This is a genomic window from Cognatiyoonia sp. IB215446 (assembly GCF_033963825.1).
GTDB lineage: Bacteria > Pseudomonadota > Alphaproteobacteria > Rhodobacterales > Rhodobacteraceae > Yoonia.
The window spans coordinates 265,122-282,133 of the sequence record NZ_JAXBMD010000002.1 but is presented as its reverse complement, the minus strand read 5'-3'; the positions used below and the strand labels follow the sequence as shown (position 1 = coordinate 282,133).

Annotated in this window: 19 protein-coding genes; 15 read left to right on the top strand and 4 right to left on the bottom strand. The window is 58.0% G+C overall.

Going from position 1 to position 17,012, the window contains the following annotated elements; genetic code table 11:
• Window positions 1-33 precede the first annotated feature (33 nt).
• Genes SLH49_RS08880 through SLH49_RS08865 form a run of 4 tightly spaced genes read left to right on the top strand, consistent with a single transcriptional unit; the run spans window position 34 to window position 4,780 of the window.
• A complete protein-coding gene (locus SLH49_RS08880) occupies window positions 34-1,275 on the top strand; it encodes a sugar ABC transporter permease (protein ID WP_320268812.1) in 1,242 nt (413 codons plus the stop codon).
• Complete coding sequence (locus tag SLH49_RS08875) at window positions 1,272-2,480, top strand: carbohydrate ABC transporter permease (protein ID WP_320268811.1); 1,209 nt, start codon at window positions 1,272-1,274, stop codon at window positions 2,478-2,480. Before SLH49_RS08880 ends, SLH49_RS08875 begins: the two co-directional genes overlap by 4 nt.
• On the top strand, window positions 2,480-3,727 hold the full coding sequence (locus SLH49_RS08870) for an MGH1-like glycoside hydrolase domain-containing protein (RefSeq protein WP_320268810.1): 1,248 nt from the start codon (window positions 2,480-2,482) through the stop codon (window positions 3,725-3,727). The genes SLH49_RS08875 and SLH49_RS08870 overlap by 1 nt, the downstream gene beginning before the upstream one ends.
• A gap of 3 nt (window positions 3,728-3,730) precedes the next feature.
• A complete protein-coding gene (locus SLH49_RS08865) occupies window positions 3,731-4,780 on the top strand; it encodes an ABC transporter ATP-binding protein (RefSeq protein ID WP_320268809.1) in 1,050 nt (349 codons plus the stop codon).
• Between the two features lie 58 nt (window positions 4,781-4,838).
• Here SLH49_RS08865 and SLH49_RS08860 read toward each other — a convergent pair whose 3' ends face one another.
• The 3 genes from SLH49_RS08860 to SLH49_RS08850 form a co-directional block, all read right to left on the bottom strand.
• Entirely contained in the window at window positions 4,839-5,675 is an 837-nt protein-coding gene (locus SLH49_RS08860; RefSeq protein WP_320268808.1) for a sterol desaturase family protein, read from the bottom strand.
• Entirely contained in the window at window positions 5,672-6,229 is a 558-nt protein-coding gene (locus tag SLH49_RS08855) for a helix-turn-helix domain-containing protein (protein WP_320268807.1), read from the bottom strand. The genes SLH49_RS08860 and SLH49_RS08855 overlap by 4 nt, the downstream gene beginning before the upstream one ends.
• A 142-nt stretch (window positions 6,230-6,371) precedes the next feature.
• Window positions 6,372-7,178: a helix-turn-helix transcriptional regulator gene (locus SLH49_RS08850; protein WP_320268806.1), complete on the bottom strand. Its 807-nt coding sequence runs from the start codon at window positions 7,176-7,178 to the stop codon at window positions 6,372-6,374.
• A gap of 111 nt (window positions 7,179-7,289) precedes the next feature.
• On the opposite strand from SLH49_RS08850, the gene SLH49_RS08845 reads away from it, so the two are divergent.
• Window positions 7,290-7,673, top strand: coding sequence for an MAPEG family protein (locus tag SLH49_RS08845; RefSeq protein ID WP_320268805.1), 384 nt, complete (start codon window positions 7,290-7,292; stop codon window positions 7,671-7,673).
• Window positions 7,674-7,716: 43 nt separating this feature from the next.
• Here SLH49_RS08845 and SLH49_RS08840 read toward each other — a convergent pair whose 3' ends face one another.
• Window positions 7,717-8,472, bottom strand: a complete 756-nt coding sequence (locus SLH49_RS08840; protein ID WP_320268804.1) for a DeoR/GlpR family DNA-binding transcription regulator — start codon at window positions 8,470-8,472, stop codon at window positions 7,717-7,719.
• A gap of 213 nt (window positions 8,473-8,685) precedes the next feature.
• On the opposite strand from SLH49_RS08840, the gene SLH49_RS08835 reads away from it, so the two are divergent.
• The 10 genes from SLH49_RS08835 (at window position 8,686) to SLH49_RS08790 (ending at window position 16,965) form a co-directional block, all read left to right on the top strand.
• The gene (locus tag SLH49_RS08835; RefSeq protein WP_320268803.1) at window positions 8,686-8,898 is read left to right on the top strand and encodes a hypothetical protein; all 213 of its coding nucleotides are present in this window, start codon (window positions 8,686-8,688) and stop codon (window positions 8,896-8,898) included.
• A gap of 15 nt (window positions 8,899-8,913) precedes the next feature.
• Complete coding sequence (locus SLH49_RS08830; protein WP_320268802.1) at window positions 8,914-10,002, top strand: ABC transporter ATP-binding protein; 1,089 nt, start codon at window positions 8,914-8,916, stop codon at window positions 10,000-10,002.
• A gap of 10 nt (window positions 10,003-10,012) precedes the next feature.
• A complete protein-coding gene (locus SLH49_RS08825) occupies window positions 10,013-11,101 on the top strand; it encodes an ABC transporter ATP-binding protein (RefSeq protein WP_320268801.1) in 1,089 nt (362 codons plus the stop codon).
• Window positions 11,101-11,976 carry a sugar ABC transporter permease gene (locus SLH49_RS08820; protein ID WP_320268800.1) on the top strand — a complete coding sequence of 292 codons (876 nt, stop codon included), beginning with the start codon at window positions 11,101-11,103 and terminating at the stop codon, window positions 11,974-11,976. The genes SLH49_RS08825 and SLH49_RS08820 overlap by 1 nt, the downstream gene beginning before the upstream one ends.
• Complete coding sequence (locus SLH49_RS08815) at window positions 11,973-12,833, top strand: carbohydrate ABC transporter permease (RefSeq protein WP_320268799.1); 861 nt, start codon at window positions 11,973-11,975, stop codon at window positions 12,831-12,833. The genes SLH49_RS08820 and SLH49_RS08815 overlap by 4 nt, the downstream gene beginning before the upstream one ends.
• Window positions 12,833-13,129 (top strand): hypothetical protein, encoded by a 297-nt coding sequence (locus SLH49_RS08810; protein ID WP_320268798.1) that lies wholly within the window; start codon window positions 12,833-12,835, stop codon window positions 13,127-13,129. The genes SLH49_RS08815 and SLH49_RS08810 overlap by 1 nt, the downstream gene beginning before the upstream one ends.
• 1 nt (window position 13,130) lies before the next feature.
• Window positions 13,131-13,403, top strand: a complete 273-nt coding sequence (locus SLH49_RS08805; RefSeq protein WP_320268797.1) for a DUF2160 domain-containing protein — start codon at window positions 13,131-13,133, stop codon at window positions 13,401-13,403.
• An 86-nt stretch (window positions 13,404-13,489) separates the two neighbouring features.
• On the top strand, window positions 13,490-15,217 hold the full coding sequence (locus SLH49_RS08800) for an ABC transporter substrate-binding protein (RefSeq protein WP_320268796.1): 1,728 nt from the start codon (window positions 13,490-13,492) through the stop codon (window positions 15,215-15,217).
• Window positions 15,218-15,303: 86 nt separating this feature from the next.
• Window positions 15,304-16,449 (top strand): iron-containing alcohol dehydrogenase, encoded by a 1,146-nt coding sequence (locus SLH49_RS08795; RefSeq protein WP_320268795.1) that lies wholly within the window; start codon window positions 15,304-15,306, stop codon window positions 16,447-16,449.
• A 120-nt stretch (window positions 16,450-16,569) separates the two neighbouring features.
• On the top strand, window positions 16,570-16,965 hold the full coding sequence (locus SLH49_RS08790; RefSeq protein ID WP_320268794.1) for an MAPEG family protein: 396 nt from the start codon (window positions 16,570-16,572) through the stop codon (window positions 16,963-16,965).
• Window positions 16,966-17,012 lie beyond the last annotated feature (47 nt).

Here is a 17,012-nt window from a genome sequence, read left to right as displayed (position 1 = left end):
TCGCCCGGTACTTGCATCCCGGGTCGCACGACCATGGCACTGACTTCAGAACCGCAGCCACCCACGGGCACGACACCGCTTGCAAGGCGGCAGGCCCGTTTGGCTTATGGCCTCCTTGCCCCGACACTCTTCGCGGTTTGTCTCGTGGTTGTGCTGCCGCTTCTTGCGATCTTCTGGATCAGCGTCAAACCTGTCGCGCTCGCCGATCTACGGCCACCAACGGCCATCGCGCGCGAACAGTTTCGCGGATCGGGCGATGACATGCGCATCGAATACCGGTTACGCAATTCGAGTCAGGACAAGATCGTCGCAGACGTCGTCCTGACAGACACAATTCCTGATGTTGTCACCATTCGCGGTGATCTTCCCGCCGAATGCATGTTGGACGAAAATGTCCTCACCTGCCGTGTGGACGAAATGGAGGGCGGGTACAATGAACGGCTGATTATCCCCGTTTCAGCGGACGACCCGGATACGGCTGAAGATATTGTTGAGGACAGTGATCCCGTCGTTTCTGGCCGTGGTGACAACATCCTCATCAACGCGACCTTCACACTCGAAAATTTTGCTGACGTCTTTGACGGTGGCGAGTTTTGGAGCGTTCTTTGGGTGACCCTGTTTTACACCTTCTTCGGCACGATTGGCGCGATCATCCTGGGGCTTTTTGCGGCGCTGCTGCTTGATCGCCAGTTCCGCGGACAGGGATTATTGCGCGGGCTGTTCCTCTTCCCTTACGTCGCCCCGATCATCGCGGTCGCCTTCACATGGATTATCCTGTTCGATCCGTTTTCGGGCAGCGTCAACGCGCTGCTTGTTCAGATGGGCGTTGTTGACAACGCGATCAATTTCTTCGGGCAACGGCCCTTTGCGCTGATCATGGTGACGGTTTTTGCGATGTGGGGCTACTTCCCCTTATGCTTCCTCTTCATCCTCGCGCGCATGCAATCCATTCCCGAAGACATGTACGAAGCCGCTGAGATGGATGGCGCGAGCCCGTTTCAGATGTTCTGGTATCTCTCCATCCCGCAGCTTTTGGGCATCCTTTCAGTTCTGTTCCTTCTGCGCTTCATCTGGACCTTCAACAAGTTCGACGACATCTTCCTGCTGACCGGAGGCAATGCCGGGACGCGCACTCTGACCGTGAACGTCTATGAACAGGCCTTTGCCGTCTCAAATATCGGTGCGGGCGCCGCTGTTGCAGTGGTGATCTTCTTCTGCCTTTTGCTCTTCAGCTTCTTCTTCTTTCGCTTCATCAGTCGGGAGGAAGGGCTATGAAGGCGCTTTATCACGGCAATATCACGGCGGTCCTGCTTGGTGCCTTCTGGATGGTCATTCTGTCCACAACCGTCGCCGTCACCATGTCTTTCCTGACGGGCGAGCCGTTTCGGCCAGTGATCTGGCTGTCACTGGCATGGGGTGCCGCGCTTGGATTGATCACGCTTTACACGCCGCTTGGTCGGTTGGGACCATGGGCCGTGGCCATTCTGATCATCGTCGCAACATCATTCGGCGTCGGGCCAATCGTCATCGAGGCGTCACTCTATCAATCTGCCATTGCCGCTGTCCTTTTGGGTGTGTCGTTTGCCTGGACAGTGCGTTGGATCTTGCAGGACCTGCCCACGGGCATGCTGACCAGGCACGAGTTTGAGGCAGCGACCATCCGGTTCCTGATGGGCTTTGGCTATATCTTCTTTGTCGCCATCGTTCTGATCCCGTTCTACGTGATGGTCATGACCAGCCTGAAAAATCAGGCGCAACTCGTTCAAAACCCGCTCGACTTTTCACTTGATCTGAGCCGGGGCTGGGCGCTTTTCAGCAGCTATCAGGAACTTTTGACCGAGTTCAATTTCGGCTCTTACCTTTGGACATCCTTCTATGTCTCGGTTCTGACCGTCATCATCACACTGATGTTCTCAATCCCCGGCGCCTATGCCATTGCGCGCCTGCGTTTCAGGGGGCAGTCGGTGATGTCCCGCTCGATCCTGCTGATCTACATGGTGCCGATGATCGTTCTGGCCCTGCCGATCTATATCGCGTTTTCGATGACCGGCCTGCGCAACACGATCATCGGGATCATCATGATCTATCCCGTCACGACCATCCCCGTGGCGCTTTACATGCTGCAGGGCTACTTCCGTGGCCTGCCGCATGAGGTTGAAGAGGCCGGGCTGATGGACGGCCTGAACAGGTTGCAGGTGATCTGGAAAATCACCCTGCCTTTGTCCTTGCCCGCACTGGCAAGCGTGTCGCTTTATGTGTTCATGATAGCTTGGAATGAGTTCCTGCTGGCCTTCATGCTTTTGGATGACCCCTCCAAATTCACGCTGACCCGCGGCATTGCCAGCCTCAACTCGTCCGAGATCCCGCGACAGCATCTGATGGCAGGCGCGGTTATCGCAACAGTCCCGATCATGGCGATTTTCCTGGGGCTGGAGCGGTTTGTCACCAAAGGAATGACCGCCGGATCGGTCAAAGGCTGATGGCGACGGGACTGGACAGCCAGGCGCAAGACATCCTTCGCACGAATGATCGTGGCGGCTACACCGTGCCGACCGCGGGGCTTTATCCCTATCAGTGGAACTGGGATTCGGCCTTTGCCGCGCTTGGCTTTGCGCAGTTCGACATGGACCGTGCCTGGGTCGAGCTTGAGACGCTGTTCGCCGGTCAGTGGGACGATGGCATGGTCCCGCATATCCTGCATCACGTGGTCAATCCGGGCTATTTTCCCGGGCCAGAGGTCTGGGGCTGCAATGGCCCCAGCCCATCATCCGGCATCAGCCAGCCCCCGGTTGCGGGGACGATCGTGCGGAAGATTTATGATCTTGATCCGGTTGTCGGAGAGGCGCGGGCGAGACGCCTTTTCCCCAAACTTCGACGCTGGCATGACTGGTTTCTGAAATGGCGCTCTCACGAAGGAGCGATCTGCATCACACATCCCTGGGAAAGCGGGCGCGACAATACCCCGGATTGGGATGGGGCCATGGCGCGGATCGATCCCAAGGATGTGGGCGAATATGACCGGCGCGACACCAGCCATGTCGATAACGCGATGCGCCCGACACGCTACGACTACGACCGGTATATCTGGCTCGTTCAGCGCGGGCGGCGTCTGGGCTGGGATCAGGCACAAATGGCCGAAGACAATCCGTTTTTCGTGGCCGATCCGACGATGACATTCACCCTGCTGCGATCACATCGCGATATTTTGGCGCTAGGTGAGGCACTGTCCGAAGATGTGGCCGGCATGGCCGACGACATCGCCCAATTGGAGGCTGGCGCGGAGAGCTTATGGAACAACGATCTGCAAAGCTATGACGTGCGCGATACGGTGAACGGCGCTTGGGCCAACTGCATATCGAACGCGTCTTTCCTGAACTGGTATGCGGGCATCCCATCTGACGGTCAGGCCAAACACTTGGACCGCATAATGGATCTGGCGAAGTATCCCCTGCCCAGCCACGACCCCGCCAGCCCGAAGTTTGAACCCAAACGCTACTGGCGCGGGCCGACCTGGTCGATGATGAACATGATGATTGGCGAGGGGCTGATCGCCTTTGGGCTGCCACAGGGAGAACGCCTGCGGGATGCAACGATGCGGTTGATCCGGGATCATGGGTTCTCGGAATACTTCGACCCAACCGACGGGTCCCCCGCCGGGGGGCAATCATTCACTTGGACGGCGGCCATCTGGCTCGCCTGGGCAAGTCCCAACGCAAGGAGGGCGTAGATCATGGGTGCGATCACGTTAAACGCCGTAGAAAAATGGTTCGGCGCAGTGCAGGTGATCAAGGGCGTCGACCTTGACATCGCGGCAGGCGAATTCGTTGTTTTCGTGGGCCCGTCGGGATGCGGGAAATCCACGCTATTGCGCATGATCGGCGGCCTCGAAGATATCAGCCGCGGATCACTTCTTGTGGGTGGGCGCGACGCGACCGCCGAACCACCCTCCAAACGCGGGCTTGCGATGGTGTTTCAAAGCTACGCGCTTTATCCGCATATGTCGGTGCGCGACAATATCGGGTTCCCGCTCAAGACTGCTGGCGCCCCGCGAAGCGAGATCGAAGAGAAAGTCAATCAGGCCGCGGAGGTTCTGAAGCTGGATACTTATCTCGACCGCCGGCCAAAGGACCTTTCGGGCGGTCAACGCCAGCGCGTGGCGATTGGCCGCTGCATCGTGCGTGATCCAACCGCCTTTTTGTTTGATGAGCCCTTGTCCAACCTCGACGCAGCCCTCCGTGTTGAAATGCGCTACGAGATTGCAAAGCTGCACCGCCAACTTGACAAAACCATGATCTACGTGACCCACGATCAGGTTGAGGCAATGACGCTGGCAGACCGGATCGTCGTGCTGGACGCTGGGAAGATCGCGCAAAGCGGATCGCCGCGCGAGCTATACGAACGGCCCGCGAACCTCTTTGTCGCGCAGTTCATCGGCAGCCCCAAAATGAACATCCTAACCTGCGAGACCTCGGGTGGCAGCTATCGCCTCCCCGGTGCGCGAGGCGGCGCCTATGCAGGCGATCACCCCGCCGTCCATCTAGGTATCCGGCCAGAGCACATTACAATCGGTGCGGCAGGTGAGGGGCAATGCGATGGCGTGGTTGAGGTTGTCGAATATCTCGGCGCCGACAGTTTTATCCTGATCGATTGCGGAGATGCCGGCACGCTCACGGTGCGGGCGATCGGCGATACAAAGCTCCGTCCTGGCGAAAGCGTCGGATTGACCTTCGACAATGACCGCCTTTCGTTCTTCGACAAAGAGGAAAACCGCATTCCATGATGCTGTTCAACCAAAGTTACGCCAGAGCCATGCGATATCGCGGCTCTGGCACTTAGGTTCAGTCTTTTGACGCATGTCCGGGCGCACGGAGCAGGATGGACCAGACCTGCCCCAAGCTCTGTGCGCGCCGAACATCCCTGATCAGTTCGGGCCATTCCGAGAACCAGACCTTGATCGGATTCCTGGTGTCAAAGTCGCGTTTCAGGCCATAGCGTGGCGTTTCCTCTTCTTCCTGAAAGGTGCCCCAAAGCCTGTCCCAGATAATCAGAATGCCACCGTAGTTCTTATCCAAGTATTTGTCGTCACAGCCGTGATGTACGCGGTGATGCGAGGGCGTGTTCAGCACCCACTCCAACGGCCCAAGCTTGCCGATCAGTTCAGTATGGATCCAGGTCTGATAGGCCAGCACCACAATGACGCCAAACACAATTGCTTCGGGCGCAAAACCAATGAACGCCAGCGGCAAATGCGCGATGAGAGACCATACACCCTCTAAGGGGCCGAAACGCACGCCCGTCACGATATTCATATCACGTGACGAGTGGTGCACTGCATGCTGTGTCCAGAGGATGCGCACTTCATGGGCGATCCGATGTTCCCAATAATATGTGAGGTCGGCTAATATCACGATCAGCAGAAGGCTCCACCACGTCACCGGGACAGACCACGGCATGCCTTGTGCAATAACCCAGTAAAGTCCGTATGCCCCGGTCAGAATGAAGGTCTCGACCAGCAAATAGGGAAGCTGGGTGGAGGCACTTGTCAACATCTCACCAAAGGTCTTTGCTCTGAACTCGCCTCTAAAGGCCATCTCAGCAATCTCGATCAGAAGGATCGCAACACCAATGAGAAAGAATACCTCATCGATTTGTGTGGTCAGAGTTTCAACGTTCATCGTGAACCGCCTTTCAATCCGCGCGAGAGTGTACGCCATGCCAGTTCGGCCGCTTGTTTCGGTGTGGCCTCACCCGAGCGGACAAGCGACCAAGCAGCGTAGGTGAGATTTTCGTAAGCTTCGACAATCCAGGCCGTTGGCACATGAGGGTCGAACGCGCCTTCTTCTTTTGCTGCCTCAACGTCTGTGCAAAGCGCCGCCAGGCTCGACGCATAAGCGGCACCGATCTCAGGATCAGCATCCAGACCTTCATTGGCCAGAAACCACTGCCGATTTGCCAGCGGCACAGTTGCCATCAGCGACAGCCGAAAACCTTCTTCATAACTCTCCGCGTTGGCCGTAGCTTCTTCAACTGCTTCCTCCAATTCAACAAGCGCAATGTTTGCCAGCGCGCGCATCAACTCTGCGCGGCCGGGAAAATGGCGATGCAGCGTCGCGCGGCCAACACCGGCACGTTCGGCCACATCCCTCAAGGATGCGGCCTGGTTCTCAGCGAACACAGCAAAGGCGGCTTCGGTAATGGCGTCGCGGGTACTAGGGCGAATCTCGATCATGATACATACATGTCTCATTTGAGACAAGTATTCAATACCACGCCAAAAATAACGAAATCCGTTAACTGTATCTCAGTCACAGAACTCGCGGACTATGCAAGCAGCCAGCGCACTCATCCAAGTGATGTTGACGCAGCAACGTTCATCGCGCGGTTGCAAGCAAAGCTTGCTCGGTCGCGTCGTCGGCCGGAAACAAGGTCTCGACCCGCAGCTCCTGCGCAAGGCTTCCTGTCGGGCTTCCAATGACGGCGAGGACCGAAAAGAAGTTCATCTCGCGCTCGCCGTTGAGCATCTGGATCGGAAAAACGGGGCTAAGGGTATATTGCACATCCAGCGCCCACCAATCCCCAGGCAAATCGGGGTATCTTGCCACTCGATCAAGCGCCGCGCGCAAGTCCACGGGCGACAGCGCCTCACGATGAATGCGCTGAAGAGACTGACGCGCATAGTCATCCCAGTTGGTGATAAACGGCCGGAATCCTTCGGGACTGAATGTAATGTCCAGCATATTTAGCGATGAGTGAATATCATCAAACGGAAACGAGGCCGCAATCAGTGAAAGCATCTGTCGCGCTGAGGCGTTAGCATCCCTTACATGCCAGTAGCGGTCGATCACGAAAGACGGAAAGGGATCGTGCGCCCGCATCATCCTGCTGACAGCATCTTTCAACATCTGCATCTCACCGCTAGATAGTTCACCAGCCTGGTAGAGATCCGCAAATCCTGCCGTCCGCAGCATCAGATTTCTGTCGCGCAGTGGCACGTCCATAGCCGCTGCCAGTCGTGTGACCATATCCCGGGACGGTTTTGACCGACCTGTTTCCAGAAAACTGACATGCCGCGGTGGCGTTTCAATTGCATGCGCCAGATCGGCCTGCGACAGGCGGCGGGCCCGACGCCACGAGCGTAGAACCTCACCAAAGCTTGATGGCGGCGCAAAATCAGTCATGGCGGCCCAGTAACAAAACTGGACACACCACACCATTCCCTTGGAGGGAATTGATTGGCGACCCTCACTCGTCATAGGTCGGACTTGGCAATTCCAACAATGAGACTTCCGATGACGTTCTGGATCCTGGCCGCACTGGCACTTTACTTCGTCCAAACCCTTCTTCCGCCGATGTTCCGCTACATGTTGCAGCCGGACCCACAGATCCTTGCCACACTCGGGCCGCGGGACAACCCGCCTGAAACAAGCATCTATGGAGCCCGATCAGAGCGTGCGCTGCGCAATTCCGGCGAAGCCCTGTTGATCTTTCTGCCGCTAGCCCTCTTGGGCGCGGAAAAGGAAGGCGCACTGCTCGGCGCGCAGATCTTTGTCTTATGTCGTCTGGCCTATCTGCCCGCGTACATTCTGGGTATTCCGTTTCTTCGGTCGTTGGTCTGGACCCTTGGTGTCAGCGGTTTAGTCCTGATGGCGGCTGCGGCTGTCGGACCCGCATGAGGACCATTCGGCCTACCATCTGAACCTCCACGTGCTTCAACCACTAAGTTTCGAAGATCGCAGTATCCCAGTTTTCGCATTTTGAGACGAGTTCAGTTGGCAAATGATCAGTAAAGATCGCATCAATATCTCGTATCGACGCAATCCTCACCGGGGCCGAACGGTTGAGTTTCGATTGGTCAGCAACCAAAAAAGTCCGTCTAGAGCATTCGATGATGGTGCGGCTCACCCGCACTTCGCGCAAATCGAACTCCAGCAGGTTGCCCTCCATGTCCAGCGCTGATGTCCCAATGACGGCATAATCGACCTTGAATTGCCGTATAGCTTCGGTGGTCAGATCGCCGACAAGACCGCCGTCTTCGCGCCGCAGCTCTCCCCCCGCCACAATCACCTTGCTTGTTGTGTTCTTTGACAGAATGTCCGCAACATTGATGTTGTTGGTCACAATCGTCAGGTTTTCATGGGTCAGCAATTCACGCGCCACGGCTTCTGTTGACGTGCCGATATTCAGAAGAACAGAAGCATTCGGCGGAATCTGACGCGCGCAAAGCCGCGCGATCTCGCGCTTCGCACTTTCCTGCAACACTTTGCGCGCGCGGTAATTCGGATTGCGATGCGCATCTGGCATGATCGCACCGCCATGCACCCGATCAAGCCGCCCCTCATCCGCCAAAGCCGACAGGTCCCGCCGAATGGTCTGGGTCGTGACGCCAAAGCGGGTCGCCAGTTCATCGACGCTTACCTGGCCCGCGTGACGGGCAAGTTCCAGGATCTGCGATATACGAAATGAATCGACCATTTGAACCTGAAAGAAACGACCCTGAGGTTGGGTAGTGCCGCATATTCGGGCCGAAAAGCAAGCGAAAATGTTGATATATGTTCGTATTGTAGCCCCTTCATCCAAAAACAAACAAAATCGCGCCCACAGGGATGATTGATGAAAACGAACGAAGATTACCCTTTGACAAGCGAAAGGATATGAGCAACCAATTCAAGGGGAGGATTTACTGTGATGGCGCGTGGGGGGCACGACACCGACATGCTGGCGGTTCCAGAAGGCGTGAGCCGGTCTGCACGGCCCCTTGCTGGCACGACCAGCATCGTTTTACAGCTTCTTTCCGGTATGGGCGAGCTTGCAATCGGGATTGGGTCTGCCCTGAAACCGGACGAGTTCAGGGCCGTGCTGCAAGGCACCAAAATTGTCACGTCCCCAGCGGTTGCGTAGTAGGAGAGACAGCGCATGGGATTAGAGCTGAAAGGCGTCTCGAAGGTGGTCGATGGCAAAACGCATATCTACCCCACAGACCTGACGCTCGAACCCGGCACGATGAACGTGCTTTTAGGGCCAACCCTGTCGGGCAAAACATCTCTGATGCGCCTGATGGCCGGGCTTGACGTACCCGCAAGCGGTCAGGTGATCTGGAACGGCGCGGATGTCACCGGCCAACGGGTGCAGGACCGGGGCGTCGCGATGGTCTATCAGCAATTCATCAACTACCCCTCGATGAGCGTTTACGAAAACATCGCCTCACCCTTGCGGCTTTTGCGCAAGTCGAAAGCAGAGATTGATGCCGCCGTGCACAAGACAGCCGAGATGATGAAGCTAACGCCGATGCTGCAGCGCAAACCTCTGGAACTGTCGGGCGGGCAACAGCAGCGCTGTGCCCTCGCCCGCGCTCTGGTGAAAGAGGCCGGGCTGGTGTTGCTTGATGAGCCGCTCGCAAACCTTGACTACAAGTTGCGCGAAGAGCTGCGGGTCGAAATCCCACGCATCTTCGCGGAATCCGGGGCGATCTTTGTTTACGCCACAACCGAACCGGAAGAGGCCCTGCTGCTGGGTGGTAACACCGCCACGCTGTGGGAGGGCCGCGTCACGCAATTCGGGCCAACGCCAGAGGTCTATCGCAGACCAAGCGACGCCACCACCGCCAAGGTCTTTTCAGACCCGCCCATGAACTTCCTGCAAATCCGCAAGCGGTCAGGCTATCTGGAATTCGGTGACGGGCAGCGGGCCGAGGTAAGTGGGCAGCTTGGCGCCCTTGCAGATGGCGATTACATCGCAGGGTTCCGGCCCAATCACCTTGAGGCCGAAAAGCACACCGATGATGCGATGGCGTTTCACTGCAAGGTCGCCGTGACCGAAATCACCGGGTCCGAGACCTTTATCCACCTGGATCACCATGGCGAACGTTGGGTGGGTCTAGTCCACGGGGTGCGCGAGCTTGAGATCGGCTCAGACCTCACGATCTATCTCGACCCGTCGCATATCTACACCTTTACCGAAGACGGATCGCTGGCCGCAGCCGCATCCTATGCACAAGCCGCATAAGGAGACGCGTATGGCCAAGATCACCCTGTCCAACCTCGCCCATTCCTACATGCCGCGCCCGACATCGGACGCCGATTGGGCGCTGAAAGAAATGAACCACACCTGGGCGGATGGTGAGGCTTATGCCCTGCTTGGCGCCTCTGGCTGTGGGAAATCCACGCTCTTGAACATCATCTCCGGCCTCTTGCACCCGTCCGAGGGGCGCATTCTGTTCGGGGACGAGGATGTGACCGAGAAATCCACGACCGACCGCAACATCGCACAGGTCTTCCAGTTCCCGGTTGTCTACGACACGATGACCGTGCGCCAGAACCTCGCCTTTCCGCTGAAGAACCGGGGCGCTTCTGCCGAGTATATCGGCCAGCGGGTGCAGGCGATTGCCCAGATGATCGGGATGGAGGCCGAACTTGACCGCAAGGCACGCGGCCTGACGGCAGATGCCAAGCAAAAGATCAGTCTGGGCCGTGGCATGGTGCGTGAGGATGTGAATGCGATCCTGTTTGATGAGCCGCTGACGGTTATCGACCCGCATATGAAATGGGCCCTGCGCACTCAGTTGAAGGAACTCCATCAAGAGTTCGGGCACACGATGATCTACGTCACCCATGACCAGACCGAGGCGCTGACCTTTGCCGACAAGGTGGTGGTCATGCATGACGGGCGTGTGGTGCAAATGGGTACACCGCAGGAACTCTTCGAAACACCTGCACATACATTCGTGGGCTATTTCATCGGCTCGCCGGGGATGAACCTGCTGCCGGCGCAAGTAGACGGCATTATTGCCAAGACCGATGGTGGACAGATTTCACTTGGCGCCGCTTACCCCGAACTTGATGGAAAGGTAGAGATCGGCGTGCGTCCAGAATTTGTCCGCCTGACCGATGCGGAGGACGGCCTGCCGGTCACGATTCACAGGGTCGAGGATGTGGGCCGCCACAAGATCGTGCGCGCCGATTGCGCCGGCACCGCGCTCAACATCATCGTGCAGGAAGGCGAAGAGATCGGCGCCGACGCCGCGCGCGTCACCTTCGACCCTGCCCATGTGAACATCTACCAGAACGACTGGCGCGTGACGCCATCCCACCGGGAGGCCGCGTGATGGAAAAAACCGTCAATCAGAAAGCCTGGTTTCTGGTCCTGCCCGTCCTGATCCTTGTCGCATTCTCGGCGGTGATCCCGCTGATGACGGTGGTCAACTATTCGGTGCAGGACAGCTTTGGCAATAACCAGTTCTTCTGGGCGGGCCTCAGCTGGTTTGAGGAGCTTCTGGAAGACGACCGGATGTGGAACGCGCTACAGCGGCAGTTGATCTTTTCCGGTATCATTCTGGCGATTGAGATCCCCCTGGGCATCATGGTCGCACTCTGCATGCCAAAAAAAGGCATCTGGGTCTCGGTCTGTTTGGTGTTGATGGCCTTGCCACTTTTGATCCCGTGGAACGTGGTTGGCACGATCTGGCAGGTCTTCGGCCGGTCCGATATCGGTCTGCTTGGCGCCGCTCTGAACGGCCTCGGCATCGACTATAACTACACGCAAGACCCGTTTGACGCCTGGGTCACGGTGATCGTCATGGATGTCTGGCATTGGACATCGCTTGTGGCGCTGCTTGCCTATGCGGGCCTGCAATCTATCCCGCAGGCCTATTATCAGGCCGCCAAAATCGATCAGGCGTCACGCTGGGCCGTGTTCCGCTTCATCGAGCTGCCCAAGATGGCCGGAGTGCTGCTGATCGCGGTTCTGCTGCGGTTCATGGACAGTTTCATGATCTATACCGAGCCCTTTGTGGTCACCGGTGGCGGCCCGGGCAGTTCCACCACGTTCCTGTCCATTGACCTCGTGAAGATGGCGCTTGGCCAGTTCGACCTTGGGCCCGCCGCCGCCTTTTCGCTGATGTATTTCCTCGTGATCCTCGCAATCTCGTGGGTGTTCTACACGGTCATGACGAACCTCGACAAAGCGGACAGCAAACGATGAGTGATGGCGCCATCTCGACCCCCGCCACCCGCACGGCACGCAAGTTCGCCTTTCCCAAGGTGAACGGCTCAGCGCTGGTGATGATCCTGTACCTGTTGTTCCTGTTCCTGCCGATCTACTGGCTTATCAACATGAGCTTTAAGACCAATGCCGAGATCGTGTCCGACTTCACGCTCTGGCCGCAGGACTTCACGCTGCAGAACTACGTCACGATCTTTACCGATCCGGCATGGTATTCCGGCTACATCAACTCGCTGATCTATGTGGTTTTCAACACGCTTATCTCGCTCGCCGTGGCGCTGCCTGCCGCGTATGCCTTTTCGCGCTATACTTTCATGGGCGACAAGCATCTGTTCTTCTGGCTTCTGACCAACCGGATGGCACCACCGGCTGTCTTTGCCTTGCCCTTCTTTCAGCTTTATTCATCCGTCGGGCTTTTTGACACACATATCGCCGTCGCACTCGCCCATTGCCTGTTCAATGTGCCGCTTGCCGTTTGGATCCTTGAAGGGTTCATGCGCGGCGTGCCCAAGGAAATCGACGAAACCGCCTATATTGACGGCTATTCGTTCGGCCATTTCTTCGTCAAGATTTTCACGCCGCTCATCGCCAGTGGCATCGGGGTCGCGGCGTTCTTCTGCTTCATGTTCTCATGGGTGGAATTATTGCTCAGCCGGACGCTGACATCCGTGGATGCCAAGCCCATCGCCGCCACGATGAGCCGGACCCAAGGCGCATCAGGCATCGACTGGGGCGTGCTCGCTGCCGCCGGGGTGCTCACGATCATCCCCGGCGCGCTCGTCATCTATTTCGTCCGAAACTACATCGCCAAGGGCTTTGCACTGGGGAGGGTCTGATGAACTTGAAGGAATTCATTACCGATACGCTCAGCGAAATCGTTGAAGGCGTCCATGTCGCCGCCAACACGCCAAGATATGCGGGCATCATCGCTCCGGGAACCGAGGCGGGCGAGGCGATTGAGTTGAGCGATGTCAGCTTCGATGTCCTTGTCACCACCGACGAAGAGGGCGGCGGCGGTCTGAAGGTCATGGGTATCTTTGAGGCTGGCGGCAAGATGAGCAGTGGAAACGCGCATCGTGTCTCTTTCTCGGTCCCTGTGAACCTGCGCGCCAACGTCAACGAGGGGGCGTGATATGGAATGGATGGCATGGACCTGGCCGACCGCGATCTTTTTCATGGTGATCGCCGCACTGCTGATCACCTTCACCTTTCTGGCCATTCGGTTTCCCGAGACTCCGCGTATTGGCATCTTGAGGATCGAAACGACGCGGGGGGACCGGCTGTTTCTGACATTGCTTGGCTCGGCCTTCATCAACATCGCATGGCTCGGCCTGACGGATATCGCCCAATGGTGGGCGCTCGCCATCTGCGCCGTCTATGCAGCTCTGGTCTTTCGATACGTCTGACCAGCGCCATTCACGACCGGTCGTCGCCCGCAAAGTCGGGCCGCGCCCAAACAGGGAGAAGAGTGTTCATTAAAAGGAGGAGAATAATGAACCTGTCACTCAAATCATCCACGGCCTTGGCCCTGGTGGCGGGGCTGATGGCCACGCCATCCTTCGCGGATATGGAGGCCGCGATGGAGTTTCTCGACAACGAAATCGCGGGCCTCTCGGTTCTGACGCGCGAAGAGCAAGAGGCCGAAATGGCCTGGTTCATCGAAGCGGCAGAACCCTTTGCTGGCATGTCGATCAGCGTTGTGTCCGAGACCATCACGACCCACGAATACGAAGCGCAAGTGCTCGCCCCCGCCTTCACGGCCATCACCGGTATCGAGGTCACCCATGACCTGATCGGTGAAGGGGACGTGGTAGAACGTTTGCAGACACAGATGCAAACCGGCGAGAACATCTATGACGCCTATGTCAACGACAGCGACCTGATCGGCACCCATTGGCGCTATCAACAGGTCCGCAACCTGACCGACTGGATGGCGGGCGAAGGGGCTTCCGTCACCAACCCGAACATCAACCTTGAGGACTTCATCGGGTTGGAGTTTACGACCGGGCCGGACGGCAAGCTTTACCAATTGCCAGACCAGCAATTCGCGAACCTTTACTGGTTCCGCTACGACTGGTTCACCGATGAAAAGAACATGGCCGATTTCGAAGCCGAATACGGCTATCCGCTGGGCGTGCCAGTAAATTGGTCGGCCTATGAGGATATCGCCGAATTCTTTACCGGGCGCGATCTCAGCCACCTTGGTGTCGAGGGCGAAGTCTTTGGCAACATGGATTACGGCAAGAAAGACCCTTCGCTTGGCTGGCGCTACACCGATGCGTGGATGTCCATGGCCGGCATGGGTGATGTGGGTGAACCCAACGGTCTGCCGGTGGATGAATGGGGCATTCGGGTGAACGAAAACTCACAGCCCGTCGGCTCCTGCGTTGCACGCGGTGGTGCCACGAACTCGCCTGCGGCTGTTTATGCGGTGAACAAGGCGATTGAATGGCTACAGAAATATTCGCCACCCACCGCCGCCGGTATGACCTTCTCGGAGGCCGGTCCGGTGCCTGCGCAGGGCCAGATCGCGCAGCAGATGTTCTGGTACACCGCCTTTACCGCCGACATGGTGGGTGAGGGGGCCGGTGCGGTTCTGAACGATGACGGCACGCCACGCTGGCGCATGGCGCCTTCGCCACATGGTGTTTACTGGAAAGACGGCCAGAAAGTCGGCTATCAGGATGCAGGCTCATGGACGCTCATGCAGTCCACGCCCGTTGACCGCGCACAGGCCGCATGGCTTTATGCCCAGTTTGTCACCTCGATGACGGTGGACCTGAAAAAGTCTGATGTAGGTCTGACCTTCATCCGCGAGTCCACCATCAACTCCGACCACTTCACCGAACGCGCTGACCGCCTTGGTGGCCTGATCGAGTTCTATCGCTCGCCCGCCCGCGTAGCGTGGTCGCCCACCGGCACCAACGTGCCTGACTATCCACGTCTGGCACAGCTCTGGTGGCAGAATATCGGCGATGCGATGTCCGGACAGAAGACGGCTCAGGAAGCGCTGGATGCGCTCTGCGAAGCTCAGGAATCGGTGCTGGAGCGGCTTGAACGCGCAGGCGTTCAGGGCGATATCGGCCCGGTCATGAACGAAGAGCGGGATGCCGAATACTGGTTCGCCCAGCCCGGCGCGCCCTACGCTCCGATCGAGAACGAGGATGAAGAGCCGGTCACCGTCGCGTATGACGAGTTGATCCAAAGCTGGCAGAACTGATCCTGAACAGGGTCTCAGATCAGCCAGTCATACGCTAACGTATTGGGGCGAGCTCGGCTCGCCCCTTTCCTTTGGAAGCAAAGCCTATGACCCCATTTTCGTTTTCCACCGCGCAAACCATTCATTTTGGACGCGGAACCGCTGCAACGGTCGCTGAAGCCGCCGCGCGCTACGGCCGGCGGGCCTTGTTGGTCCATGGACGGAACGCTGAGCGGGCAGCATGGCTCTTGCGTGACCTGACTGCTCATGGCCTGCAAGTGCACAGTATCTCCGTCAGCGCCGAGCCCGACCTGCCGTTCCTCGAGCAGGCTTTGGCCGATATCCGGCGCGATCCGCCCGACATTCTCGTGGCCCTTGGCGGCGGCTCCGCCATCGATGCTGCCAAGGCCATCGCCGCCCTGACCCCATCGCCCGGCGCACCGCTTGATTACCTGGAAGTTGTCGGAAAGGGCCAACCGCTCGCCGCAGCACCAATCCCCGTCATCGCGGTCCCCACAACCGCTGGCACCGGCGCGGAGGTCACCAAAAACGCCGTCATTGGCATCCCGGAACACAGACGAAAGGTCAGCCTGCGCGATGATCGCATGATCCCGCAGATCGCCATTGTCGATCCTGCACTGACTGATCATTGCCCACCCGGTGTGACGTTTTCCAGCGGTCTCGATGCGCTGGCTCAGGTAATAGAGCCATTCCTCAGCACCAAGGCCAACCCCATGACTGACGCGCTTTGCCGAGATGCTATCCCGCGCGGTCTTGGCGCGCTGCTCCGGCTCGCCGAAACCGAAGATCCTAAGGCGCGTGACGATTTGGCACTGACAAGCCTGACGGGCGGCATCGCTCTGGCCAATGCGAAACTGGGAGCCGTGCATGGAATGGCGGCTGTGATTGGCGGTCGGACGCAAGCGCCCCATGGTGAGATTTGCGGATCGCTTTTGCCGCATGTTCTGCAAGAGACAGAGCGCGCCATTGCGCCAGATTCGCCTGTGGCCGAAAGGGTCACTTCCATCAAGACGTGGATTGCCGCCGCACTGGATGCGTCGATGGAGGGCGTCTGGGACCACTTCGCCCACTGGATCCGGGCACGCGGCTTAAGGGGTATGCGTGACCTCGGCCTGACGGCGGCCGAGATCACAGAAATCGCGACGGAGGCCAGACGGGCCTCTTCTTCGCAGACAAACCCCATCGCCCCGGACAAATATGACTTTGACGCCGTCATGGCCCGCGCGCTTTAGGCGTGGACAGCAATCGGAGCCTAACCGCAATCTGACGCGCGTCTTTTGCATTCGCGCGACCTTTCAACCCGCGCGGCATCACGGCATAGTCGGACCAAAGACGCTGCTAAAAATGAAGTCATGATTGAAATCTCCCTGCCCGTGACTAGCGTGACCGCCATCTGTGCGGCTCTTATCCTTCTGATGCTGACCTGGAAGGTGATCATGCTGCGCCGCAAGGATGGTGTTGTGCTGGGCGATACCGGTGATCGCGTTCTGACCAAAGCGATCCGAGGGCAGGCGAATGCAGCCGAACAGCTCCCCATGGCGCTGATACTGATGGGCCTTGCTGAACTTCAAGGGGCTAACGGCGTCGCGTTAACTGCCCTCGCCGCGATACTTCTGATCGGACGTGGCATGCACGCGGCTTATTTCGGCATACATGGCCTGACTTGGCGGCTGCGCTTTTATGGTATGTTCCTGACGCTTATCGCGCAGTTGGGACTGATGATCCTGCTTCTCTTGACCATCCTCTAAACCAACGAAAAAAGGCCGCGCAAATTGCACGGCCTCGTCACTGTCCT